Source organism: Paenibacillus sp. FSL H7-0690 (assembly GCF_037980415.1).
Classification (GTDB): domain Bacteria; phylum Bacillota; class Bacilli; order Paenibacillales; family Paenibacillaceae; genus Paenibacillus_AQ; species Paenibacillus_AQ odorifer.
On sequence record NZ_CP150281.1, the window covers coordinates 4,370,902 to 4,393,993 of the forward strand.

The following is a 23,092-nucleotide window of genomic DNA, read 5'->3' on the forward strand; positions in this document are numbered from 1 at the left end:
TTAAAGTTCCCTCCGCAATATAGAAAATTGTTTTTCAATAGTAAAGCCCGCTTTTTGATAGATTCGAAGAGCCGGATTATTATTTCCAGTGAATAGAGAGATATATTGACAGCCCACATTTTGAAAAGCTTCAACCATTCGGAAAAATAATACACTGCCAAGACCATGACCCTCATGCTCTGGGTGCACTCCGATACCGCAAAAAAATGCTCTTCCATCAGGCTGCGAAATAATTGGACCTGCAAAGCCCACAACCTCGTTGCCGTACACAGCTACTACAAGTGGTGCGCCAACCTTCACATAAGTAACAATATCCTTCTTCCACTGCGGATTTTGCAGGGCAGCAAGCGTTGCTTCAAGCCCTGTATGTAAATCAGGGACATAGGACGTAATGTAATAGTCCTTGCTATTTGCATTGGTTTCCTTATCTAAAATATCTTCGGGAACTATAAAGCTTCCGAGTTTTAAATACATGCCGCATTGCGTCGCTCGATCTTCGTAGCCTCTAGCCATTAAAGCTTCATATAATGGCTGATCCTTACTGATGCCCGGGGCATTATTATGCTCATGCTGAGGTGCACTTGGTATACTCCACTTCAGCTTAACAGGGTTGAAAAACAATACATCCGCTTGTCTTTTCCCAAGTTCTTGGAATCTTTTTTCTAAACGCAATAGAAAAGCATCGTAAAGCTCCAGAGAAGCCACATGGGAATCTATAATAACACTCGTAATATAACCGGCCACATCTCCAAGAGGGAGATCAGAGCCGCAGCAGCCAGCTGCAAAACCAACAATCCCTTTTTCGTCACAGCCTACCCATATACAGTCAGCGTCAAAATAAGGATGGTCGATGAATGTATCTTGAAACTCTCGCTCTGTAAATGGCTTATAATCATATTTTGTAGCCTCACGATTCCAAAGCTCTACAACTGCAGAGTGATCTTCAATTGAAAAGGGTCTGATTTGCAACATTTAAGCCTCCTGTGAACGTCCAATATAGGGCCAGGAAATTTTGCCCATTACTACTGGCTGTGAAGCTCCAGTTACTAGCGGGATATTGTTGGGTAAGCGCTCCATCGTGTAATACGCTAGCAGAGCAAAAGCAATTGCTTCCTTAGCATCACTATTACCACCGATATCCTCCTGCGTCAGCACCTGCACGTTATGCGGTGCAAATAAGTGCTGCAAATCACGCAAAAGCGTCTTGTTATAGCTTCCACCGCCGCCAATTAACAATTGCTCAGCCTGGTGCTGCGGTGCAATATACCGTTCATAGCTATCGACGATGCTCCAGGCAGTTAAGTACGTAGCTGTTGTAACAACATCTTCTGCTTTCCAGTGATTAACCTTCATCATTTCAATAATTTGTGCCACGTATTGTTGGCCAAACCGTTCTCTGCCTGTCGATTTTGGTAACGGCATCGTATAATATTTATCCTGCTGCATCCATTTCAATAGCTCATCAATCACTTGACCGCCCGCACCAATTTCGCCATTAACATCCATTGTCATTGGTATAAATAATTGCGATACAAGGCCATCGATAATCATATTTCCAGGACCCGTATCAAAAGCAAATACCTCATCCGGTGAGGCATTTACAGGCAAAACAGTCACATTGCCTATTCCGCCAATATTTTGCATCAGAAGTGTTTTCTCTGGATTGTTAAACAATAAGTATTCGGTAAATGGTACTAACGGAGCTCCTTGTCCACCCATTGCCATGTCAGCAACTCGAAAGTCTGATACGCAAGGAATCCCTGTGCGATTGGCGATAACTGCACCATCCCCAATCTGAACGGTACAATGCAGATTATAGCCGCCCATAACATTCTCTTCCGGAGCATGATAGATTGTTTGACCATGCGATCCTACTGCGAATATTTGCGAAGGCGAAAGGCCGCATTTCCCTATAACGGATAATGTGGCTTGGGCGTATAATTCGCCAAGCCACATATTCATTGCACCAACCTTATCAATCGTAGCGCTAGCGGGATCAAAAAGCTCAAATATGGAGTTTCTAACTTGCACCTCAAAAGGTGTGTTTTCAAAAGCCAGTAATTCAATCTCTACTCCATGCTCTTTTTCGGCTGAAGGGAAAAGCTTAACTACTGCTGCATCAATACCATCTACTGATGTACCTGACATCAAGCCAACTAAGTATGTTGCATCCACTTTTGATTGTTTGTCCATTAACCTTTCACCGCTCCAACTGTTACCCCTTCAAGGAAGTATTTTTGTAAACTGAAGAATAAAATAAACATTGGAACTGCTGAAATGGTTGCCCCCGCCATCATCGGTGCAAAGTAAGTTGTATTCGCAAAGCGAAAGTTTTTCAAGCCGACCTGAATGGTTTGCATATCCATCGTATTCGTTACTAGGAACGGCCAGAAAAAGTCATTCCATGCCGCCATGAACGTTAGGATTGCTAGTACTGCCATAATTGTTTTAGATAGAGGCATAATGATATACCAGAAGATTTTAGGCTGGGAACAACCTTCGATTTTAGCAGATTCAATAATTTCACCTGGAATGGAGGACATGAACTGCTTAACCAAGAAGATATTGTATACCGTTACTATGCTCGGCATAATCAACGCAGTGTACGTATTTTGTAATTCAAAAATATTTACGATCAAAATATATAGTGGAACCTGAGTAACTTGAACAGGAATCATCATAGATCCCAGCAAAATAGCGAACAAAATGTTTTTCCCTTTAAATTTCATTTTTGCAAAAGCATATCCAGCAAGAGTAGCAAAAAATACGTTAGATACCGTGATACACGCTGCCACTATAAAAGAGTTCAATAACCAGTCCCATGTATGTGGGCTAAAGTTAAAAAAGAATTTATAAGATTCAAATGAAATCTTCTTTGGTAGGATAGAATAGCTCATTGCACCAGCTTCTACCGGATCACCGAACGAGGAAATGACCATAAAGTATATCGGGAATATGGTAGCTGCGGCGAATAGGATAAGGAACGTAATGTTTGCACCATTACGTATAAACAGATACCCTTTGCTTCTTAAGCTATTGTTGTACAAACCCATAGTATTCTGCTCCTTTTCCTAGTATTCTACATCTTTACCTATAAACTTGAATTGAAGGAATGAGATAAATCCGATAATCGCTGCTAGAACTAATGATTGTGCCGCTGCCTCACCAAACTCAAAATATGTGAACGCATTGTTAAAGATTAACAAACCTACCATTGTTGTTGCATGGTCTGGTCCACCGCCTGTCATAAGATAAGCGTTTTGGAATACTTGGAAGGAACCGATAACACCCGTAACAAGTAGGAATAGCGTTGTTGGCTTAAGGAAAGGGACAACGATAAACCAAAGCTTTTGCAGGAAAGACGCGCCATCAATTTCAGCTGCTTCATAATAGCTGTTATCAATAGCGAGTAATGCGGCTATATAAATAATAATTGCTGTACCATGACTTGATAACCATGACATTAACACAAGTGAGAACATTGCAGTTGCACTGGAACCAAGCCAGTTTTGATTTTCAATACCTAAAAAACTCACGAGCTTATTGGCAATACCTGATTTTAAAGGATCGAAGATCCACAGCCACACAACAGAAAGCGCTACACCAGATGCTACGGCTGGCAAGTAATATAGTGCTTTAAAGATCGTTTGTGTTTTTTTCTTGAAAGGAATAATCAAAATTGAAATTAAAAATGACAGAAGAATATTAAACGGAACAGTTAATAGCGTATATACTAACGTGTTTTTCAGCGCTTTCCAGAAAAGTTCATCTGAAAACGAGTTAACGAAGTTATCCATGCCGACAAAAGTGGATCCTAATGGACCATATTTTTGTAAGCTGATAATAAAAGCATTGATGACTGGATATGCGGTAAATAAAGAAAACGCAATAAGTGCTACTGCGATAAACGCGTATCCCCAACCTGAGTCACTTTCGAGCTTCAATTTTTTTCTTTTAGTCAACGTTTGATTCATTGGGTCGCACCTCTCTTCTAAAAACAGTACAAGCTCTAGCTAATTTAGAAGGAAAGCTGTACGTTCTAGCTACGCACAGCTTTCACATGTCAGCCTACGACAGACTAGTCAACTACAATACCATCTTTACCGAAAGATTTAATTGCAGCCGCTTTAACTGCATCATACATTTCTTGTGGAGCAATCTCATTTGCAAGTAAGGCTTGTAGTTTAGGAATAATAACTTCTGTTTCAATTTTTAATGCTTCAGCAGCCAGATCAGTAGGAATATCTGTACGAGCCGGAAGCGCTTTTGCCATCATAGCTTTACCTGCAGCAACGTTATCTTCGTTACGAGGGAATTTTTCAAGTACTTCTGCATTACGTGCAGATTCAGTAATTGGTGATAAGAACAGCTCATTACTGTAGTTAGCAGCAATTGAACCAGAAGACAAGAAATTCGTTGCTAGGGCAATATTTTTGATGTGCTCTTCAGATGGAGCTTTTTTACCACGAAGTGCGATATAACCATCAACGATTGAAGTAGGGACATAATCGGCACCGTTGAATGTTGGGACTGGAAGTGAAATATAATCAACTTCAATAGAATCTGCAACAGCTGAACCATCGTTCGCTTTAATCTTCTCATTGTTTAGACGAGCAGAGTTTTCAAATGCAGATAAACCTTTACCTGTGATCATCGTTTGGCCCGTTAGGAACATGTTCCACCGTTTGCCAGCATCGATAGAGCTTAGCTCTTTAGGCATAGAACCATCGTTGATCATTTCGCGAATAGATGTAAGTAGCCCCAAGAAGTTTTTGCTTGTATACGTATATTTAAGATCTTTATCGAAGTAATCTGGTAAACCTGCAGTTTTAGCAAGAATAGCTAGATAGTCTTTAGATGCTACACCAGATGTTGCAAACACGAAACCATAACGAGTAGTTTCACCTTTATCATTTTTCACTACGCCTTTAGAAATTGCATTACGGAACTCTTCATAAGTCCAACCGTTTTGTTGAATGCTTTTCCAATCAATTCCGGCTTCTTCAAGGAATTGTTTGTTACCACCGATAGTGTGGATTTCCATATATGCTGGTAGGCCGTATTGAGCGTCACCTAGTTGGAAATATTTCAATGGAACTTCGTCATAATCGGCCTTGGCTTCATCAGAAAGGGCACCGTTAAGGTCGATTAGTACATTAAGTGCTGCATATTTCGAAATTCCTGAAGCACCGATAAAAGCAATATCTGGAGGAGAACCTGCATTTACTTGAGTATCAAGTTTTTGCGTCATATCTTCCCAGCTCGCTGGTTCGATTTTCAAAGTCAAGTTAGGATGTAGTGTATTAAATTCTTTTTCCATATCAGCAAAACGTGTTTGATAGTTCGCTGATATCGGAGGTAAAAGTGCTGTAATCGTATCCTTTTTAGGCTCAGAACCACCGTTACTAGTTCCTGTATTACCGGAATCTGTAGAAGTTGTAGCGTTATTTCCGTTTCCACCGCAAGCCGATAAGAGTGATACCATCATGATTCCTGACAAAAACAGAGTTAATCCACGTGATCTTTTTTTCATCGAAAACAGCCCCCTCAATTATTAATAGCATCCATCCTGTTATTCCACTTTTCACACCTAAACCAATGATGCGATTGCCTGTTTCAAGCGTCCTCCGTTTGCGTTAAGTACTTGTTCTGCTTCTTTTGCATCTAACCCCGATTTAATCATCATAATTGCCAGCTTACAGTTCATAGATGCTTTTTCAAGTGTTTCTGCGGCGGTTGATGTATCTACACCAGTCGTGTTCATGATGATACGAATCGAGCGATCTACGAGCTTAAAATTACTAGCCTTCAGATCAACCATCAAGTTGTTGTACGTTTTTCCTAACTTGACCATTGTGCATGTTGTCAGCATATTAAGCACCAACTTCTGAGCAGTTCCTGCCTTTAATCGAGTCGAACCGCTAATGACCTCAGGTCCTACAACAGGTGTTATACAAACATCTACAATGGGTTCGAACTTTGAGCCTCTGTTGTTACAAACACCGATAGTAGCTGCTCCAAGTTCCTTTGCTTTCGCTAAAGCTGCAATAACGTAGTTTGCACTACCGCTTGCCGAAATCCCAATTAGTACATCTTTGTTTGTTACACCAATGCTTTCGATTAATGCGATCCCTTCATCCATATCGTCTTCACAGCCTTCAACCGCAGTACGCAAAGCAATATCACCACCAGCGATATAGCCCTGCACCAAGGAAGGATCTGTACCAAAGGTAGGAGGACATTCGGAAGCATCCAGAACACCTAATCTTCCTGATGAGCCAGCTCCTATGTAAAACATTCTTCCACCATTAGACAACCTATGATGTAGAATATCTACCGCCTTTGCAATCTGCGGAATCTCCTCAGTTATAGCTCTGGGGACCAGTGCATCTTGTTGATTCATTAACTGGATCATTTCTTCCGTAGTACATTCATCAATCATTAATGTGTCTGGATTCACAGCCTCTGTTGTCAATCCCGCAAGGTAGTCATTCATAGCCATCCTCCTTCTTCCCAGTCTCAATCTGTCACCTAGTTAACAAAACGTGTTATATTAACTTACAATTATTATGCTCTTATACTAATACAACACCATCGCTTCGTCAATAGATTTTGAAATATAATTTCATAAAGAAATTAAATTCTGATGTTTTATTTCATTTCTTACATACTATGTTATACCACATTTATAAAGCGCTTACAAGATACAATTTAAATTTTTACCAATTGCTTTGATCGCTATGGCTCTAAGGTTAAAGCGATTTAAAAAAATGTATTATTTGCTGATTATCGCTCTAAACGAAACATAAAGTTACATCATCCGCGTTCAACCGGATGATGTTTCGTCTTCGATTCCATTCATTTTCTTCCTCATTATTGTGTGCCAAGCTATTAATTATTGAATTAAACTACTTATTATATTCATTAGATCGACGTATTCATCATGTAGATAATCTAACATGGATTGATATGTAGTACATTTTAGTACACGAATAAGCGAATGGAATACAAAAAAAGGAAAGCATTGATCCATGATCAATGCTTTCCTTCACATTCATTCTATCAGAACCTAATTTCTAAGTTTTTTCTTTAATATATTATGCGTTTTTGTTAAGTAGGTTTTTACTTCTTCATATTCTGCACTTGCGACACCAGCAAATAATATGTCGATGATCGTAAGCATCGCAATACGCGAGCCCATAGCCCCACTGCGGATTGTTATTTCAGGTGTGGATATGCTCAGTACAATATCCGCCCGCTCCGCAAGCTCACTTTTATTGTACTTCGTAATCGCAATACATTTCGCTCTATTCTTTTGGGCAATTTCCAGTGCATCAATAATATCACTAGTTGCTCCAGAGTTAGAAATGAAAATGGCAACATCATCTTTCTCAAGTAAAGTTGCTGCCGTGAGCTGACTATGACCATCTGTATAGGCATGACACATCTTATTAATTCGCGAGAACTTCTGTTCCCCGTCCATACAAACGAGTCCCGAAGCACCTATTCCAAAGAAAACAATTCGCTTACTATGACATAGTAATTCTACAGCTCTTGTAATTTCTTTTCGATCAATAACACTAAGCGTATCCTCAATGGACTTGCAATTATTCAATGAAATATTTGATATAATTGTCGAGAGATCATCACCTGGCTGAATATCTGTATATTGAGCCTTTGAATCCTCATCACGAGAACCCAAAGATGCCGATATACTCACAATAAAATTGCGGTATCCGCTGTAACCCATCGTCTTACAGAAACGAAGGACAGATGCATCGCTTGTCTTACTCGATTGAGCCAATTCCTTAATCGACAAATGAGGGATCTCTTCCGTATTTTCTAAAATGTAATCTCCGACCAATCGTTCAACTGGTGTAAAACTCTCTCGCATATCACGAATTTTAATTAATACGTTGTCATTTAGACTCATAATCTACCTACTCTAGATTTAATTAACACCTTTATTAATATCATAAACAATATAAACAACCTATTTCAATAACAAAATACGTTTCGGCATATCAAAGCTAATATTAATTAATCTATTAAAATCATCCTACTCTTAGGACATCTGGTGACTTTACGTTGATTATAGCGTAATAAAGTTGTAAGGTATAGTCGATAATTATATACTTTCTGATATGGTGAAACAAGGGACCACAAAGGTCCCCGAAGATTCTTTCTATTGTTCTCAGCATACGTAATACGCATGTATTTTTAAATTTCACTGCCGTCTAAATATGACTCAATTTGTCAACTACATCCTGTGATGTAGCACCGTACTTGAACCATTTAATTTGCTAGCAAGCTGCTTTAATGTAGTCAAGAACACCGGCATGGCCGCTACACTTAGTAATAATAGTGCAATGATTAATACGAATGCTACCTGTATAAGTGTCGTTACCCGAAGGAATCAACGCGGCGCAGGTGATCCAACATCCCCTTCAAGCTCGTTATACCGCATCATCAGGAATATGCTGTAATCAACGCCCAGGGCTGCAATCAAGCCATCTAATGGCATTCCAAAAGCTGTCTGCAAGTTCTTCTTCGAGCTCAAGCGAATACAGTAACTCACCTTCTTCCATCATTTTAGCGAACATCTTCAAAGGGCCATATACAGTGCAGATCAATGCCATGGAAGGCAGGGGGCGTAACAAGTTCTCCTCCTTACCGGATTTGACTATATCTAGAATGAATTTTAATAAATGACCGAATATTGCTTTGCTATGTTCGTCTAAGTAATATCCATCTTCATGCAAGTCTTTCTTTTGCGATTTTTTTGCGCAAGAAATAAAGAGTTCTTTATAATGTAATAATGTACATAAAGACGGATTTGGAGGGAAATAAATGGCAAGTCGTAAATGGGTATTAATCATAGACGATGAAGATGATTTAGCGCGTCTGATGAAGGCTGTTTTACATAAAGAAGGTGTTCCAGACGTTGTAACTGCCGGGACCGTTGCAGAGGGTTGGGACAAGTTCCAGGAGTATAATCCTGAGCTTATATTGCTTGATATTATGCTCCCAGATGGAGAAGGATATGACTTATGCAGAAAAATTCGGGAAACATCAAATGCACCCATCTTATTTATGTCTGCAAAAGACGAGGAAATTAATAAGCTGTTAGGACTGGCGATAGGTGGCGATGATTATATTACTAAACCGTTCAGTCCGAAAGAAGTCGCTTATCGGGTAAAGGCACAACTGAGAAGAGCTGGCTTTACAGAAGAAAAAAAAGCTCCGAAAAGCTTACAAGCTGGCCCCTTTGAGCTTAGTGCCAATGAGACAGAATTAAAAAAGAATGGCGAGGTCCTCGTGCTAACCGCCAAAGAAGTCGGTTTAATGAGCTGTTTTATGCATCATCCCAATCAGATTCTAAGCAAAGAAACCTTGTTTGGACAGGCGTGGGGTGAGGACTTTTTTGGTTCCGATAATACAGTGATGGTACATATTCGGCGCTTACGCGAAAAAATTGAGGCCGACCCTTCAAATCCTTCCTTTATTTTGACGGTTAAAGGGTTAGGTTATAAATTAAATACCAAGGAGTGAGACTAGTTGAAATGGAAATTGACACTCCGCTTTTTAAGATCGGTTATGACTATTGTTGTGATCGTTGGTATTGTAAACGCGATTTTGTTCCTTTCCTTATTCGTTATAAAGGTAAATAATAATAACTTTGGCACTGAAGAAGCATCTGCAGAAACCTTTAGCCGGACCTTTTCACAATACGTAGAATTACAGGCCGGCAAACCTGTTGTGAATGAAGAAGGTCTCAAAAAACTACAAGAAATGAGTGCCTGGGTACAATTCTTGAATGACCAAGGGGAGCAAGCAGCTGCCTTTTATACCCCTGAAGAATTGAAAACAGAGTATTCTCCTATTGAAATTGTACAAATGTATAAATATAAAGAATTAGATGCACGCACGACGGTTTTTGTCAGCGAAGCCCAAAATTTCAGTTACTTTTTAGGGATTAATAATCCAAAAATAGGCCGGTACGTAATGACCTATGACTACGCTAAAATTTTCAAAGATGTTAATGTTTTTCTTTTCATTTTTTTAATCGTTGATGTGCTTATTGTAATCCTCATTGGATTTCTATTTGGGAAAAAGTTAACTGCACCCCTTCATACATTAATAGAGGGTATTCAACAGCTCAGGGAACGACGTTTTAAGAAAATGCCTACTCCCAAAGGTGTTTATGAAGATGTTTTTCGTAATATGAATGAACTATCTGAAAAGCTCGATCGACATGAAGAGGAACGTAAACGTCTCGATCAAATGCGTGAGGAATGGATTAGCAATGTTTCACATGACATGAAGACACCACTTGCTTCTATTCAAGGTTATGCAGAATTTATTAACGACAGTGCCACAGATTTAACAGCCCAAGAATTACAGGAATACACGTCAATTATCAAGAGTAAATCGATGTATATGAAAGATCTGTTAGATGACCTCAATTTAACGACACGTTTGCGTAATCACCAGCTATCCCTGCAATTTGAAGAGGTGAATCTCGTTCAGTTTCTACGAGAAATGACGATTGAACTTTTAAATGACCCGACCTTTGGTGAACGGAAGATAGAGTTTGAGGCAAATGTGGTTAAAGCTGTACATAAAGTAGATAAAAAATTACTAAAACGAGCGATCCTTAACTTGATCTACAACGCGCTGGTGCATAACGATGAAAATGTTGTGGTGAAGATTCGAGTGGAAACCATTAGTCCGCATACCCAAATTACAATTTCTGATAATGGCCAGGGTATTCCAGCTAAAGATCTGGAACAGGTTTTCGAACGCTACTATCGGGGTACAAACACAACGAGCAAGCATGGAACTGGGTTAGGAATGGCCATCGCCAGAGATATTATTTGGGCTCATGAGGGGAAACTCGATTTGACGAGCGATGAAAATACCGGTACCACCATTACTATACTTTTATAATACAAATGACTTACCTACTCATTAGCAGAGAAAAGGGCTGTGCTCCATTACCTTTATTGGAGACAGCCCTTCTTCAATTTATTAGTTTTTTATTGCTTTTAGCGGAATATCCTCTACCTTCACTTCATCATATGAGGAGACTTGATCACCTTTTTTTACATACATTTTTAAGTAGGCGCCTTTACGAAGATTTTTTTGTGCATTAAATTCCAGTGGAATTGTATTACCTTTGGCATTTGTAGCTTCTAGTGTATAGGAATAGGAAGTCATCACTGTACCATCACTCAGTTTATATTCATGGGGTTCCCCATCCTCTGTAATTTGTAAATAGTAATTTTCGGCATTCATGCGATTGAAATCAATCTTTGCTAGAGCAAAGACACCTACAACCCCAATAACAAACAAAATACCCATAGTAATTAGAAATTTTTTCATCTCAATCATCCTTCTGTTCTATTATTTAGTGTGATAATACGATTGTATGAAGCTATGGTTAAGAAATAATACAACCCATAAATTATGGTATAAGCAATCATCCAGAGCAACACTGGCTTTGCTAAATCTATCATCAGTAGACTAGAGAATGCTTTTAAAGCCACTACACTATGCAATAACCCTACTATAAGCGGTACAACAAAGATAACGAATACCTGTGACGCAATGGATTTCCGCATTTCTTTTGCACTGACACCCATTTTATGCAGCATATTGTACTGTGCTTTATCTTCTTCTGCCTCAGTTAAAACTTTAAAGTAAATGATACTGCCTGTTGCAGCCAGAAATACGAGTCCAAGGAAACTTCCTATAAAAAGTAGAGAACCCACACTTTCCAAGCTTGTTTGGAAATCTTGAGGCCTGCTTGAAAATAGCGCTTCTTCAGGTAATTGGTTTGCAATTTTTGCAGATAAATCCACAGAGGCATCCTCTACCCCAAGAACACGATAGCGTAGCACTTCCCCATCATTTTGCAACACTTTATACTGGTCATCCGAGACTACCACGGTTATACCTGCTGTACCTACATTCAATACGCTTTGCGTTTTAAAGCTTTGGAATGTGAGAGGATGGCCGTTTCCTGTTGTTATAGTTTTTCCTGTATATATAGGTGAGAACCTTTTGTCATATCCGATATCTAAAATAACCGCGTAGCCGTCCTTTACATCTAATTTTTCTTTATGTTGTAAACTTGCTAATTGGTTGTATGTTTTTTCATCGATAACTGTATATCCTCTTTTATCAGAGCTATCGAATGTTGATGGCGAGTTTAACTCTTTCGTATGAAACGTAATGGATAGTGCTTCAATATTTTTATCGTATTTTGTATCTGATACTACAGCACTCACTTGCTTGTCCATTTCTGCATCTGTGGATTGATACATAAAGGTATTCGGATTAATCGTTTTCGCCGAGTCATTCGTATTGTAATAAAGGCCATAGACCGCTCCACCGGCAGTTACTGTCGTAGCACTCAACACGGCAATCACAGTTAATGTACGTGCGTTCCCACGAATACGATAGAGCAGCTGCGAAATAGTAATGACATGAAGGCCTTTCCAAAGCCACCTTTCATTTTTCTTAATCATTGCTAACACAAAGCCAGTCACACTGTGGAACAATAAAAATGTACCCAAAATAACCGTTGTTAAAATAATTAATACAGTCAAGGGCAATCCAATTTTTTCCCATACCTTAGAAGTGAAAAGGTCCTGCATTGCAAGCCAATAGCCCAAGACAATGAGTAACACTCCAAGAACAGCTACTATCATAGATGGTTTAGGCGCCACTTCTCCCTTTTTGGAAGCATGAAATAAATCAATCAACTTAAATTGATAAATCAAGCGATAGCCTTGAAACGATGTTACTAAGAATATAACTAGAAATACGATAACCGTGTTCATCGCTGCCGCCGCTGAAAATGTAAAGGGTGCTACAACGTCATAACCCATTAAATGAATTAAAATCGTCATAAATCCTTTTGAACATAGGAACCCAAGTACAATTCCTACTACTAAAGAGAATAATCCTAACAATAAATTTTCGAAAAAGAGCATAAAGCCTATTTGACGATTACGTACCCCCAGCAACGCATACAGTGCGACTTCTTTTTTACGTTTTTTCATAAAAAATGAATTGGAATAAGCTATAAATATGAACACGAAAAAGATAAGAATGACTGCCGCTCCACTCATTAGGGAACCCAGTTTTTGGGATGAAGCCGTCTGTTCAGCTATCGTATCACTATATTTTAAGGTCACAAATGTAAAGTAAATGATGATACTAAACACCATCGATGCGATGTATAAAAAATATTGCGAGAAGTTTCTGGCTATATTTTTTCTTGCTAGACTAAATAACGTCATCTACCTCACCCCCAATGGCCGCATGAACATCTAAGATCTCTTGGAAGAAGGCTTTGCGTGTCTGATCACGACGATAGATTTCTGTTGAAAATGAACCATCCTTGATGAAAATGATCCGGCGGCAGAAGCTTGCGGCAAAGGCATCATGGGTCACCATCATAATGGTCGAATTGTTATTTTCATTTAAAGTACTTAAGCTTTCCAATAAATCTGTTGCTGATTTGGAGTCAAGTGCACCTGTTGGTTCATCAGCCAAAATCAGTGCTGGCTCTGTCACGAGCGCTCTAGCCGCAGCGGTTCTTTGCTTTTGACCCCCAGAGATTTGGTAAGGATATTTCCCCAGTAAATCTTCAATCCCAAATACTTTAGAGATCTGAGTCACAAGGTGATTAATTTTCTTCGCTGGAATTTTAGCAATCGCCAGGGGAAGCAATATGTTCTCCTTTACCGTCAAGGAATCGAGTAAATTGTAATCTTGAAAGATGAACCCGAGATGTTCACGCCGGAAGTCTGACAAAGCTGCTTCCTTCAGATCATGAATACTCTTGTTCTTCATATATATCTTTCCTTCTGTTGGAGAATCTATGGTTGCTAACAAATTTAGCAAGGTTGATTTTCCCGCTCCGGAAGGTCCCATAATCCCTACAAACTCACCTTCATGAATGTCAAAAGACACGTTTTCCAACGCTGTGTAAGCAGCACTTAACTTCCCGTACACTTTTTTTACGTTTTCTACTTTTAATAATGGTTCCATTCATTTCACCTCATAATTTGCTGATACTTATACTATAGGCACCGAACCTTACAGCAAATTCATGCCAACCTTACAACAAGCTTAAATCTACAAAAAAAAGATACCCTGTAGCCATTTAAGACTACGGAGTATCCCTTTGCTATTGAATAGCATTCATTTTTTTCTGGTTGTATATAAATCAGAAGCTTCATCAAAGTAAAAGCGGCGTTTTTGTTTGCCAAACACGACTAATATAACATGAACGAACAATACGATCGTTAAAATGAGAGAGGTCAATCCAGCACCTAGCGTTAAGAATATAGATGCCTTATAAAATGGAGAATCCATTGATATTTCCACATTATTCAACGTTTTCGCAATGACTGTTATGAAGTACATCGCGTAAATGGCACCAAAGCGTTTAAATAATCGCTTGTTCGTTTCCACTCGACTTATTTTACTGTCATAGCGATAACGCATTATTTTCGTACCGATTGTCGATCCATTCCAAATCATCGGAATAATAAAAAAGGTTACAGAAAGTGTAATGGTGCTTGCAATAAATTCACTAACCATATTAACGTTGGTCATACTCAACACAACTTTAACTACTAGGTTGCTGATAAATAGATCAATAATAACAGCCAGTAACACAGACATCCCTCTTACTTCATCAAGCGCTAATAATCTTTCCGCTTTCTCCTTAATTTTCTTTTTTGACGGGAATAACGCCAACACAGCTGGAGCAATAAAGAACCCCAGTACACCGCCAGTAGTATTTAACAATAAATCATCCACATCAAAAATACGATAAGGGCAATTATAAATCCCGTAAATGCCGGTTACCTGTGTTATCTCATAAAATAAAGTTAATAAGAACGTGAAGCCTAGAGCTTTCTTCCAATATTTCTTATCATGAAAAAAGTATCGCAGATAAACACCAAAAGGTAATAATAGCAAGAAATTAAAAAACGCTTGATAGAATGAGGGTTGGCTAAATAATAGCCTATAAGTTGCAGGCTGTGATAACACGATGCCACTATTCCCAAAGGTGCCCACTATAAATTGAAATGGCATAAGTGAATAATGTTGTGTACCCGGTTTTTGAAGAGAACAAGTGTTACGTATTTCCGGCAACGGCAACAATACTAAAAATAACGCTGCTAGAAAGTAAAAGATAAACGAAAACGAAATTAACGTGGTAGAAAAGGGAAGGTAATTATATTTTCTATAGGTATAAATGAGCCATGGGATAAAAAAGGCAAATGCTAAAACGACAAAAAAGATCGCTGCCACAAAGATCGGTTGAGTATATGCTGACATTTCTAGTTCACACCCCAAAATGATTTAGTATTCATATTAACCATAAAACTGATTCTAATTCAACTGGAGTTGGAACATTTTATCAAATTTAAGGATCCTGTAATGTTGGCATCAATTTAATGTAAGGTTCGCAACTTATACTGACTCCTAGGCAAATAAAAATATTTTCAAAGGAGCACTATTAATGAATCCCTCCATTTCGCAAAAAGAAAGAATCATTTCACTCGACATCATTCGCGGACTTGCTCTTTTTGGCATTCTGCTTATAAATGTTGGAGCCTTTAAAGTTATTATGGAAGGAGATCCCTTACCAGACTATAGTGGCATTAATGGAATCATCCATAGCTTGATAATCATCTTCGTACAAAAAAAGTTCTTTTCTATTTTTTCATTCCTATTTGGTGTAGGTCTATACATTTTCGCCTCAAGAGCCGAAAGCCGGGGAGATAAACCCAGATGGCGTATGGCTAGACGTTTACTAATCCTTTTGCTGCTGGGAATCATTCATGTATTTATCTTTTGGGGAACCATTCTGCCCGCATATGCCATTATCGGATTGTTTCTGATCCCTTTTTATCACACAACGGTTTCTACACTTAAAAAGTGGCTTATGGGTATGACATCCATTTACATCATTTCCTTAGTGGTAAAAATATTCCTGCCTTCTCAAGGGGCAGTCTCATCTATTCTTGATATTTTTTCTAATGACGCTATACAAATCTTTATTATGTTTTTAGCTGGTTTTTTAACCGCAAAGTCAGGTTGGCTGACACACATACAAGAATTAACAAGACCCATTAGATGGATTCAAATGGTATCATTTCTGTTGTTCATTGGTTTTTCACTATGGATTTGGAACGCTTCTCAAAATGGGAACAGCAATGTAGATTCAGTTACGGGCTTAGGATCTCTCCCAACCACTTTGTTCTACTTAACAACATTATTTCTACTATTAGAAAATAAACAAATGGTGAAATTCCTGAAACCCATATCACGGGTGGGTCAAATGGCGTTTACAAATTATGTAGCACAAAGCATTATAGGGACGGCAATCATTTCAATGATAGGTCTCGAAGTCGTTTCACCAAAAGATATTCTCTACATCGCAGTTCTGATTTATATGATTCAAATCATTTTTAGCACCATTTGGTTCAAGTTTTTTTCCATGGGCCCTTTAGAAAAGGTTTGGCGCTTGATGACCTATGGAACAAAGCCTGCAATAAAACGATAAAAGCTTCGCTTTCCTCGCCTCAATTCAAGTCGGAATTTCTTATCTAAACCCAAAAACCCCTTTTAAAAAGGGGTTTTTGGGTTTAAGCGCTTTAACTTTTAGGCGACAGATCACAACATGAACTTTAAGAATTAGAGAATTAAGTCCAAAGCATCCTGCGAAATCCACACTTTATCTTTAATCATTACTGTCAGCACATTTAGTTTCGTTGTTTTGCCATCCTGAATGGCGATATTTTTATCTATAGGCAGCTTGAGAACTTGGCCTGCTTTTTTCACTACAACCACCGGATTAGTCTTATCGGTCTTATCTAGGGTAATCGTAGCTCCTTTGGCCTTGAATTTATCACTGGATACGTACAGTGTATCCTGAAGCTGCGCCAGATTGAGTCCGGTTACTTCTTGAATATACTTATTCACATCCGTATTCTGGATTACACCGCTGTTCATGAAATCGGTCGGTTTAAAATTAGCCGGATGGTAGGCGAACAATCCAACTTCTTCCGATGTGTGATCATCCGTAGAGAAGGTTACTCCTATTTTATCCCCCAAAATTTTACCGATGACTGGCGAAAGGTTGTCCTGCATTCCCAATCTGACTTGATCCGCTTCTTCTTTGGTTAGATCACTAAGTCCATAATTATCCGCAAGGACCTTTTTGAAATTGCTCTCATTAATACTGCCTTCAATGTAATAACTGGTGTGCTTCGCTTTCTTCAGCACGGAGATTAGGTCTTTGGTAGAATCATAGTTCGTCATATTGAGCCCGCCGGTAGCATGATCCGAAACCGATAAGACTGCTGTATTCCCGTCTTTTTCTGCAAAATCAACAGCGGCTTTGAAGGCTTTATCAAACGCTAAGGTCTCACTCATAATCCCCACTGGATCGTTATCATGACCATACCAGTCAATCTGGCTTGCTTCGACCATCAGAATAAAACCATTCTCGTTCTGTGACAACTTCTCTATCGCTACATTGGTCATTTCGGCAAGGCTCGGTTGCTTTTGCGGGTTCAGGTCAAAATCAGCATCCAGTGCTTCGGGGTTGAATAGTCCCCAGATTTTATTCGTTTTAGAATTCATTAAACCTGCTTTATCCGTTACGTATTCATACCCATTTGATTTCAGGATTTTGGTTAAATCTTCTCCGTCCTTGCGGTTAATGTCTTCTTTGCCGGGTACCAAATACCCGGAACCGCCCCCAAGTAGTACATCTACACCACTATAGACCATCTGTTCTGCAATAGACTGCGCATTGTCACGCGTGTATGCATGACTTAAAAATGTAGCTGGTGTCGCATCCGTTAATTCACAAGTGAATACTGTTCCTGTACTTTTCCCTGCCATTCTCGCTGCATCCATAAGGGTAGGCAGAGGTTTGTTCATGTCCTCTGGTTTAACTGCGCTTACGAAAGGCATCGTTATTCGGTCTGGAAGTATGGATACCGTCTCGCTCTTAACCTTATGGCCTGTGGCATAAGCCGTAGCTCCCGCAGCGGAATCTGTGGTCAGTGAATCCGTGGAATAGGTTCTCACCAGCCCGCTGAAATACTTATCCATCGCAAGCGCCTGACCTCCCTGATACCATCTGGCCAAGTTCACATCGGATAAGCTCATCCCATCCGTAATAAACAGGATTACGTTTTTGACCGATTTGTTGGTAGGAGCATCAGAGTTATTGGCGTAGGATGTTCCATTGCCTGCTGCAAGCAGACTGCAAACCATAACTGTACTGCAAATTGTCCCGATAACCTTTTTGCGCATTTGAATCCTCCTCTAGCAGATTTTGTTAAGTACGTTACTAGTTTAAAGGAGGATTGTTTGCGGGAGCAGCACCTATTCTCTTATTTTATATTAAATTCTATGCATATTTTGTCTTGACCTGTGCTACTGATATTTGTAAAAAAGGGGCGCCCTAGGGGCACCCTTTGCATTATTATTGTCTTATTACGAGGACATCTCGAGGCGCTCTACCCGTGCTTTGAATTTGGGAAATTTCGGAGCTTGTAAGGATACGGTCTACCAATATCAACGAAGATGTGACATTGTTAAAGTTAAAATTATTCAAGTTCGCTACGTTTTGGCTGCCACGGAATACACGGAACGATCCCTGAAAGTTAATTCGCGAAAATAGTACAAGCGTTACTTGAGAGCTCTGCACAACATTTCTGAGACGGAAACTCGAGAGAACGTTGTTAAACCGAAACGCTCCAAGATCACGAACCGCAACTCCTCCACGTCTGAATCGAATCCGGCGATTGGTAAAATTAGTACCCGACCAAAGAGTAAGACGTATATCACTGTTAGCCAACTAAATCAACTCCTTCTCTGAGATTGATATAGTCTATTACTAACTTCAAAGAACGGTACAAGACAAATACAGTTGTACAAATGATTGTTTTTCAGATTTCCCTACGGTGGTATTATCCAAATCACCGGGTCTAGCCTCGGATAGGTTAGCAGTCGAAGTGATTTTCCAGTTATATTCATCTAACTATTAGACACTTTCTTATACGTTAGGAGCGAATATGAAAAAAATAACTCAAACATTCGGGTATTTAGGTAGTACAATGTTGGCTGCAGCTTTACTGTCATGGATCTGCGTATTTTTGATTCACGGCTTACCTGGGGTCTATATATGGATGGCACTTAAATTTATCATCCCAATTCTAGGTTTCGTATGACCCACCCCAAACCCTCTTGCCGATTCTGCTCATGATCTGGTAAAAAGTTAAGCTATCTTTTGGAGGAGTTACCCTAGGAGGAATGGACAGCTTCAACAACTATGAAAAAAAGACGTTAACGGATGCCTAAGCCCCGTCAACGCCTCCTCTATCCATTCATTGCATTCCTGCCTCTGCTGGAAGCGAATTATTTCTTGTCCCCACTGCTTTAATCACGAAATTGTAGGCTTTAGCAGAATCTATGCCGTTTAATGTATAACTGTAACTCGTCTGACCGCTTACCGTCGGCACATACACGCTCCAATTTGTGCTGACTTTATCATTTTTCTCGTAAATCCGGTAACCTCGCACAGGCTCAGAGCTATTTGCTGGCGCTTTCCACGAAAGAACTGCACGGTTCCCTGACTGTCTTACTGCACTTGGATTTTCTACAATGCCGGGTTTGACGTCAGTCCGTTTAATACTGTAAGCATCATAGACGGCAAGAGGTTTATCTTTAACAGCTGTGTAGGATGTGAATTTCAGCACGTCGCTTGTAATGGAAACATCCACGAACATTTTCTTATTGGGCTGGTCGTTTTTTGCTGCAAAAAAAGTGTCTGCATCTGGATTAATGGCATAAAATTTCGAAGCGGCCGAGTTGCCCATCAGATACACGGTCCCTTTGGGATTCAGCACATTTCCTTGCTCATCGGTAATAACATTCTTAATCGGAACGTTGTTCAGCATTTGAAAAGACCTCATATACATATGGTCATGTCCCTCAAACACCATATCCACACCCAGCTCATCAAATACAGGAATTAGATATTTCCGGTAAAATTCTACCCGGTCGCTTTCTGCCGAAGCATTATCCCCTGAAGAATACGCTCCCTTATGCATCGAGACGAATTTCCACTTCTTGTCGGTCTTTGCCACTTGATTCCGCATCCATTCCAATTGCTTCGTGAATTGAATATCCGCTTTATACGGCTTAACCTCCCCTTCGTACTGGGAATTGATCTGCATAAACAGGGCATCGCCGTATTCGAAAGCATATACCGACCCGTCATGAGCGCCCGTCCCGACATCTTTTGGAAGATTAAAATGGTTATAGAAGTTGTTATTCGGATAATCCTCTATCTCATGGTTGCCGATAATCGGTGCAAATGGCACATTGGCAAATTCTTTTTTCGGCACACCTAAGAACCACTGCCACAACTGCTCCAGATCACCGTCATCCGTTAGATCCCCTGTAAGAAGAACAAACTTGGGATCTACCGTTTTCTCAATAGCTCTCTTAAAAGTATCCTGCCACAGATCGAAATTCGATTTACTTGAGCCTTGGGTGTCGGTTACATAGAGGAAATGGAATTCCTGATTATCCGCCTTGTCCGTGGTAAAAGAACCCGCCTCGCTCCAGCCGTCCGCATCACCGTTACCGGCCCGGTAGATATACTTAGTTCCAGGCTTAAGACCGCTTGCAATAACCTTGTGGCTAGCGAACTTTTTATACTTTTTGGAGCTTCTGTCTCCTGATGTCATTAAGGTTTCAATAACTGTTACGCTGCCCTCATAAGAAGCTGCCAGTTGTTCCGGGAACTCGCTTCCTCCCGCATTGGCGGCCTCCACTACTTGCACTACTGTACCTCTGACGGTTTCGGCTGTATACCAGTCAAAGGCAATACTTGTCTTCGGGTCTCCATTAAAAGTCATGTTCAGAAGCGTTGGTGTTTTGATGCCGGTATCTGGAGACTTCGTCTTAAAGCTCCAGGTAATATCGTTCTCAGGTGTCCGGCCATCCGTAGTCCCCTTAACAAGCTCTTTAGGGACGGTCACGTTGTAAGTTTTGCCGGCAGTGAAAGTAGGGTGGCTGACTTTGACTGTGTCTTGACCGAGGAGTGAAGCAGAAATGTTGGTAAGAGGAAGATTGTTTTCTGTGATTACAACTTGATAACTACTGTCGAGACTGATGGCTTTGTTAAACTTCACGGTGATCTCTGCGTTAAGGGGAACATCTGCAGCCCCTGAAGCGGGAGTTTTGCTTACCTCAAGTGTGGGAGTGTTCCCAGGTTCGCCGCTGCTGCGTGTTCCTTTAATTATCACATCTTTGATTCTGCTTGAGCCTGAGCTGGACACCGTTCCCCCGCTTACGCTTTTCGCAGAGTTTACCACCCAGCGGATATAGAGTACATCTTGATTGTTTGTTCCGGCAGGTAAAGCGAGGTTAGTTAATTTGCAGGAATTATTGGAACAATTAAAATTGTTCTGGGCTAGAACAAGGTTGCCGCCCGTAACATCTATCCATTCCTGTTGATCTATACTGTATTGCACCTTAAAATCCCTGGGTCCTGTACTTGAAGAGGTTTGCTGGGAAGAGAGGAAGATACCTTCGAAGCCTTGGGTAGAAAGCGTGGCAAGCCAGTATTTTAGGCCCGTTCCTTCATGCCAGCCCTGGTTGCGTACGCTGTTCTCACTTGACTCATAGGTGTACGCATCCGTATTAGTTCCTACATCACGAATGGATGAAGACGTCTGATATACCCCGCCGGTAGCCGGAAATACACCGTTTTCGCCTTTGTCTTTAAAAATCCACTGGGCAATCGTTTCCTGAACTGCAGTTGCTTCACTTACAAGGTCTTCCTCAATTTCTTCCCTTCCTGCTGAGACAAAACCGGTCAATTCCACGGCAAGCAGCAAACCTATAACCATTAGACTGATTACCTTGTAAAATCTATTTTTGAGATAAGATTGGTTGTTATCCATTCAGCCCATCTCCCTCTTCCTTAATCTCACTTATCATCGAACCGCCGTCTCCGAGAAGAACGGCGGTTCTGCCCTTACCTTCCGGTTATTGGAGTTCCCAGTCAGTGACTTGAAGGATTGCCGAATCTGCACCCTTCAGGTCTGTCTCTCCCATGTTCAGCAAATTGCTCCACTGCTTCACACGGTTCTTGCCGTTAGGCGGAGAGTTGTACTCATTAGTATCCACAATCTTGGTCCGTTCTTTATAAAATTTGGTCATAAAAGTCTTCTCATCCGTGCTGCTTCCGGATTTACCCAAAAGCCCTTGAAGGGTCTCGGAGCCGCCGGTAGCTCCATGGTTCAGCGCTGCATCCACGAAGGAACCAATAGTTAATGCCGAGTTAAAGCCGCGTTTGCGGGCCTGCTCCACACTGTATTTAATATAGATATTGTAGAACGTTTTCCACATAGCCTCTCTCCACTCGGGATCATTTTGCAAATTGCCGATTTTTCTGCAGAAGCTCTCTTCGCTTTCATTGATCTCGAGGATCTTCCCTTTCATCGAACCCTTAACACCGATCCGGGCCAATGCGCCTTTAACCGAAGGATTACTCGCGCCTTTGGCAGCGTCATATGCCTTGAACAGATCCGGACCGTCGGGACCGGTATCATTTGAGCCGCCTGTAGTCGCACCGAATATTCCAATCGTATACCCGCGGTCATCATCAATATCTTCACAATATCCGTAAAAATTGATCCAGTTCAGATCGTCCTGCTCCGGTTTGTTGACAAGCATCATAATATTGTTCCACTGCTCACCATCCAGACCTGTGTTGTCACGCAAGAATTGAAGTGTTGCCGGTGAGAAATTAGAATCAGGGTTCCCTGCCGCATAACTTTTCTGTTGAGATGTTTTGGACAGACAGCCATAAGAAAAAATCATTGAAAAACTGAGCAGAATCATCAATGAAAATTTCATCTTCTTGGAAACCTTACTCTTCGTTGAATTTAGCACCGCAATCTCTCCTTTAATTGAATAGTTTAAGCGCTTTAACTTTTAGTGGCAGTGAACCTTATCCCTAACCTAT

At 40.3% G+C, this 23,092-nt stretch carries 18 protein-coding genes and 1 pseudogene; 3 read left to right on the plus strand and 16 right to left on the minus strand.

The genetic code is table 11. From position 1 onward, the window contains the following. From MHI32_RS19255 to MHI32_RS19295, 9 genes and pseudogenes are all read right to left on the minus strand, one after another. Entirely contained in the window at positions 1-972 is a 972-nt protein-coding gene (locus tag MHI32_RS19255) for a GNAT family N-acetyltransferase (protein ID WP_340010570.1), read from the minus strand. Further along, positions 973-2,193, minus strand: a complete 1,221-nt coding sequence (locus MHI32_RS19260; RefSeq protein WP_076307688.1) for an anhydro-N-acetylmuramic acid kinase — start codon at positions 2,191-2,193, stop codon at positions 973-975. Further along, entirely contained in the window at positions 2,193-3,053 is an 861-nt protein-coding gene (locus tag MHI32_RS19265; protein WP_076127188.1) for a carbohydrate ABC transporter permease, read from the minus strand. Before MHI32_RS19265 ends, MHI32_RS19260 begins: the two co-directional genes overlap by 1 nt. A gap of 18 nt (positions 3,054-3,071) precedes the next feature. After that, on the minus strand, positions 3,072-3,974 hold the full coding sequence (locus MHI32_RS19270) for a sugar ABC transporter permease (RefSeq protein WP_060622964.1): 903 nt from the start codon (positions 3,972-3,974) through the stop codon (positions 3,072-3,074). Between the two features lie 104 nt (positions 3,975-4,078). Then, complete coding sequence (locus MHI32_RS19275; protein ID WP_076190768.1) at positions 4,079-5,533, minus strand: extracellular solute-binding protein; 1,455 nt, start codon at positions 5,531-5,533, stop codon at positions 4,079-4,081. 57 nt (positions 5,534-5,590) lie between these two features. Then, a complete protein-coding gene (gene murQ, locus MHI32_RS19280) occupies positions 5,591-6,496 on the minus strand; it encodes an N-acetylmuramic acid 6-phosphate etherase (protein WP_076182833.1) in 906 nt (301 codons plus the stop codon). 573 nt (positions 6,497-7,069) lie between these two features. Beyond that, positions 7,070-7,933 (minus strand): MurR/RpiR family transcriptional regulator, encoded by an 864-nt coding sequence (locus tag MHI32_RS19285; protein WP_042129113.1) that lies wholly within the window; start codon positions 7,931-7,933, stop codon positions 7,070-7,072. Between the two features lie 327 nt (positions 7,934-8,260). Continuing rightward, positions 8,261-8,509: pseudogene (locus MHI32_RS19290) on the minus strand (hypothetical protein); the annotation flags it as partial. Continuing rightward, complete coding sequence (locus MHI32_RS19295) at positions 8,487-8,879, minus strand: hypothetical protein (RefSeq protein WP_081387783.1); 393 nt, start codon at positions 8,877-8,879, stop codon at positions 8,487-8,489. The pseudogene MHI32_RS19290 and the gene MHI32_RS19295, both read right to left, overlap by 23 nt. Between MHI32_RS19295 and MHI32_RS19300 the strand changes: the two genes are divergently transcribed. Together MHI32_RS19300 and MHI32_RS19305 are read left to right on the plus strand one after the other, a co-directional pair. Next, positions 8,851-9,552 (plus strand): response regulator transcription factor, encoded by a 702-nt coding sequence (locus MHI32_RS19300; RefSeq protein ID WP_076127196.1) that lies wholly within the window; start codon positions 8,851-8,853, stop codon positions 9,550-9,552. The two genes, MHI32_RS19295 and MHI32_RS19300, sit on opposite strands and share 29 nt — an antisense overlap. A gap of 6 nt (positions 9,553-9,558) precedes the next feature. After that, positions 9,559-10,950 carry a HAMP domain-containing sensor histidine kinase gene (locus MHI32_RS19305; RefSeq protein WP_076190765.1) on the plus strand — a complete coding sequence of 464 codons (1,392 nt, stop codon included), beginning with the start codon at positions 9,559-9,561 and terminating at the stop codon, positions 10,948-10,950. A gap of 81 nt (positions 10,951-11,031) precedes the next feature. On the opposite strand, the gene MHI32_RS19310 is transcribed toward MHI32_RS19305, so the two are convergent. The 4 genes from MHI32_RS19310 to MHI32_RS19325 form a co-directional block, all read right to left on the minus strand. After that, complete coding sequence (locus tag MHI32_RS19310; RefSeq protein WP_036688737.1) at positions 11,032-11,385, minus strand: YxeA family protein; 354 nt, start codon at positions 11,383-11,385, stop codon at positions 11,032-11,034. A 5-nt stretch (positions 11,386-11,390) separates the two neighbouring features. Next, on the minus strand, positions 11,391-13,310 hold the full coding sequence (locus MHI32_RS19315) for an ABC transporter permease (protein WP_076190763.1): 1,920 nt from the start codon (positions 13,308-13,310) through the stop codon (positions 11,391-11,393). Further along, a complete protein-coding gene (locus tag MHI32_RS19320) occupies positions 13,297-14,064 on the minus strand; it encodes an ABC transporter ATP-binding protein (RefSeq protein ID WP_038572078.1) in 768 nt (255 codons plus the stop codon). The genes MHI32_RS19315 and MHI32_RS19320 overlap by 14 nt, the downstream gene beginning before the upstream one ends. Before the next feature lie 153 nt (positions 14,065-14,217). Next, positions 14,218-15,366 carry a VanZ family protein gene (locus MHI32_RS19325; RefSeq protein ID WP_076190757.1) on the minus strand — a complete coding sequence of 383 codons (1,149 nt, stop codon included), beginning with the start codon at positions 15,364-15,366 and terminating at the stop codon, positions 14,218-14,220. Positions 15,367-15,550: 184 nt separating this feature from the next. On the opposite strand from MHI32_RS19325, the gene MHI32_RS19330 reads away from it, so the two are divergent. Further along, positions 15,551-16,597, plus strand: coding sequence for a DUF418 domain-containing protein (locus MHI32_RS19330; RefSeq protein WP_312148234.1), 1,047 nt, complete (start codon positions 15,551-15,553; stop codon positions 16,595-16,597). A gap of 131 nt (positions 16,598-16,728) precedes the next feature. Here the strand turns inward: MHI32_RS19330 and MHI32_RS19335 are convergent, their stop codons facing one another. The 3 genes from MHI32_RS19335 to MHI32_RS19345 all read right to left on the minus strand — a co-directional run bounded on the left by MHI32_RS19335 (position 16,729) and on the right by MHI32_RS19345 (position 23,019). Continuing rightward, positions 16,729-18,360 (minus strand): alkaline phosphatase, encoded by a 1,632-nt coding sequence (locus MHI32_RS19335; RefSeq protein WP_076127207.1) that lies wholly within the window; start codon positions 18,358-18,360, stop codon positions 16,729-16,731. 1,076 nt (positions 18,361-19,436) lie between these two features. Further along, complete coding sequence (locus MHI32_RS19340; RefSeq protein ID WP_340010575.1) at positions 19,437-22,025, minus strand: metallophosphoesterase; 2,589 nt, start codon at positions 22,023-22,025, stop codon at positions 19,437-19,439. A gap of 85 nt (positions 22,026-22,110) precedes the next feature. Beyond that, on the minus strand, positions 22,111-23,019 hold the full coding sequence (locus MHI32_RS19345) for a chitosanase (RefSeq protein ID WP_248548588.1): 909 nt from the start codon (positions 23,017-23,019) through the stop codon (positions 22,111-22,113). Positions 23,020-23,092 lie beyond the last annotated feature (73 nt).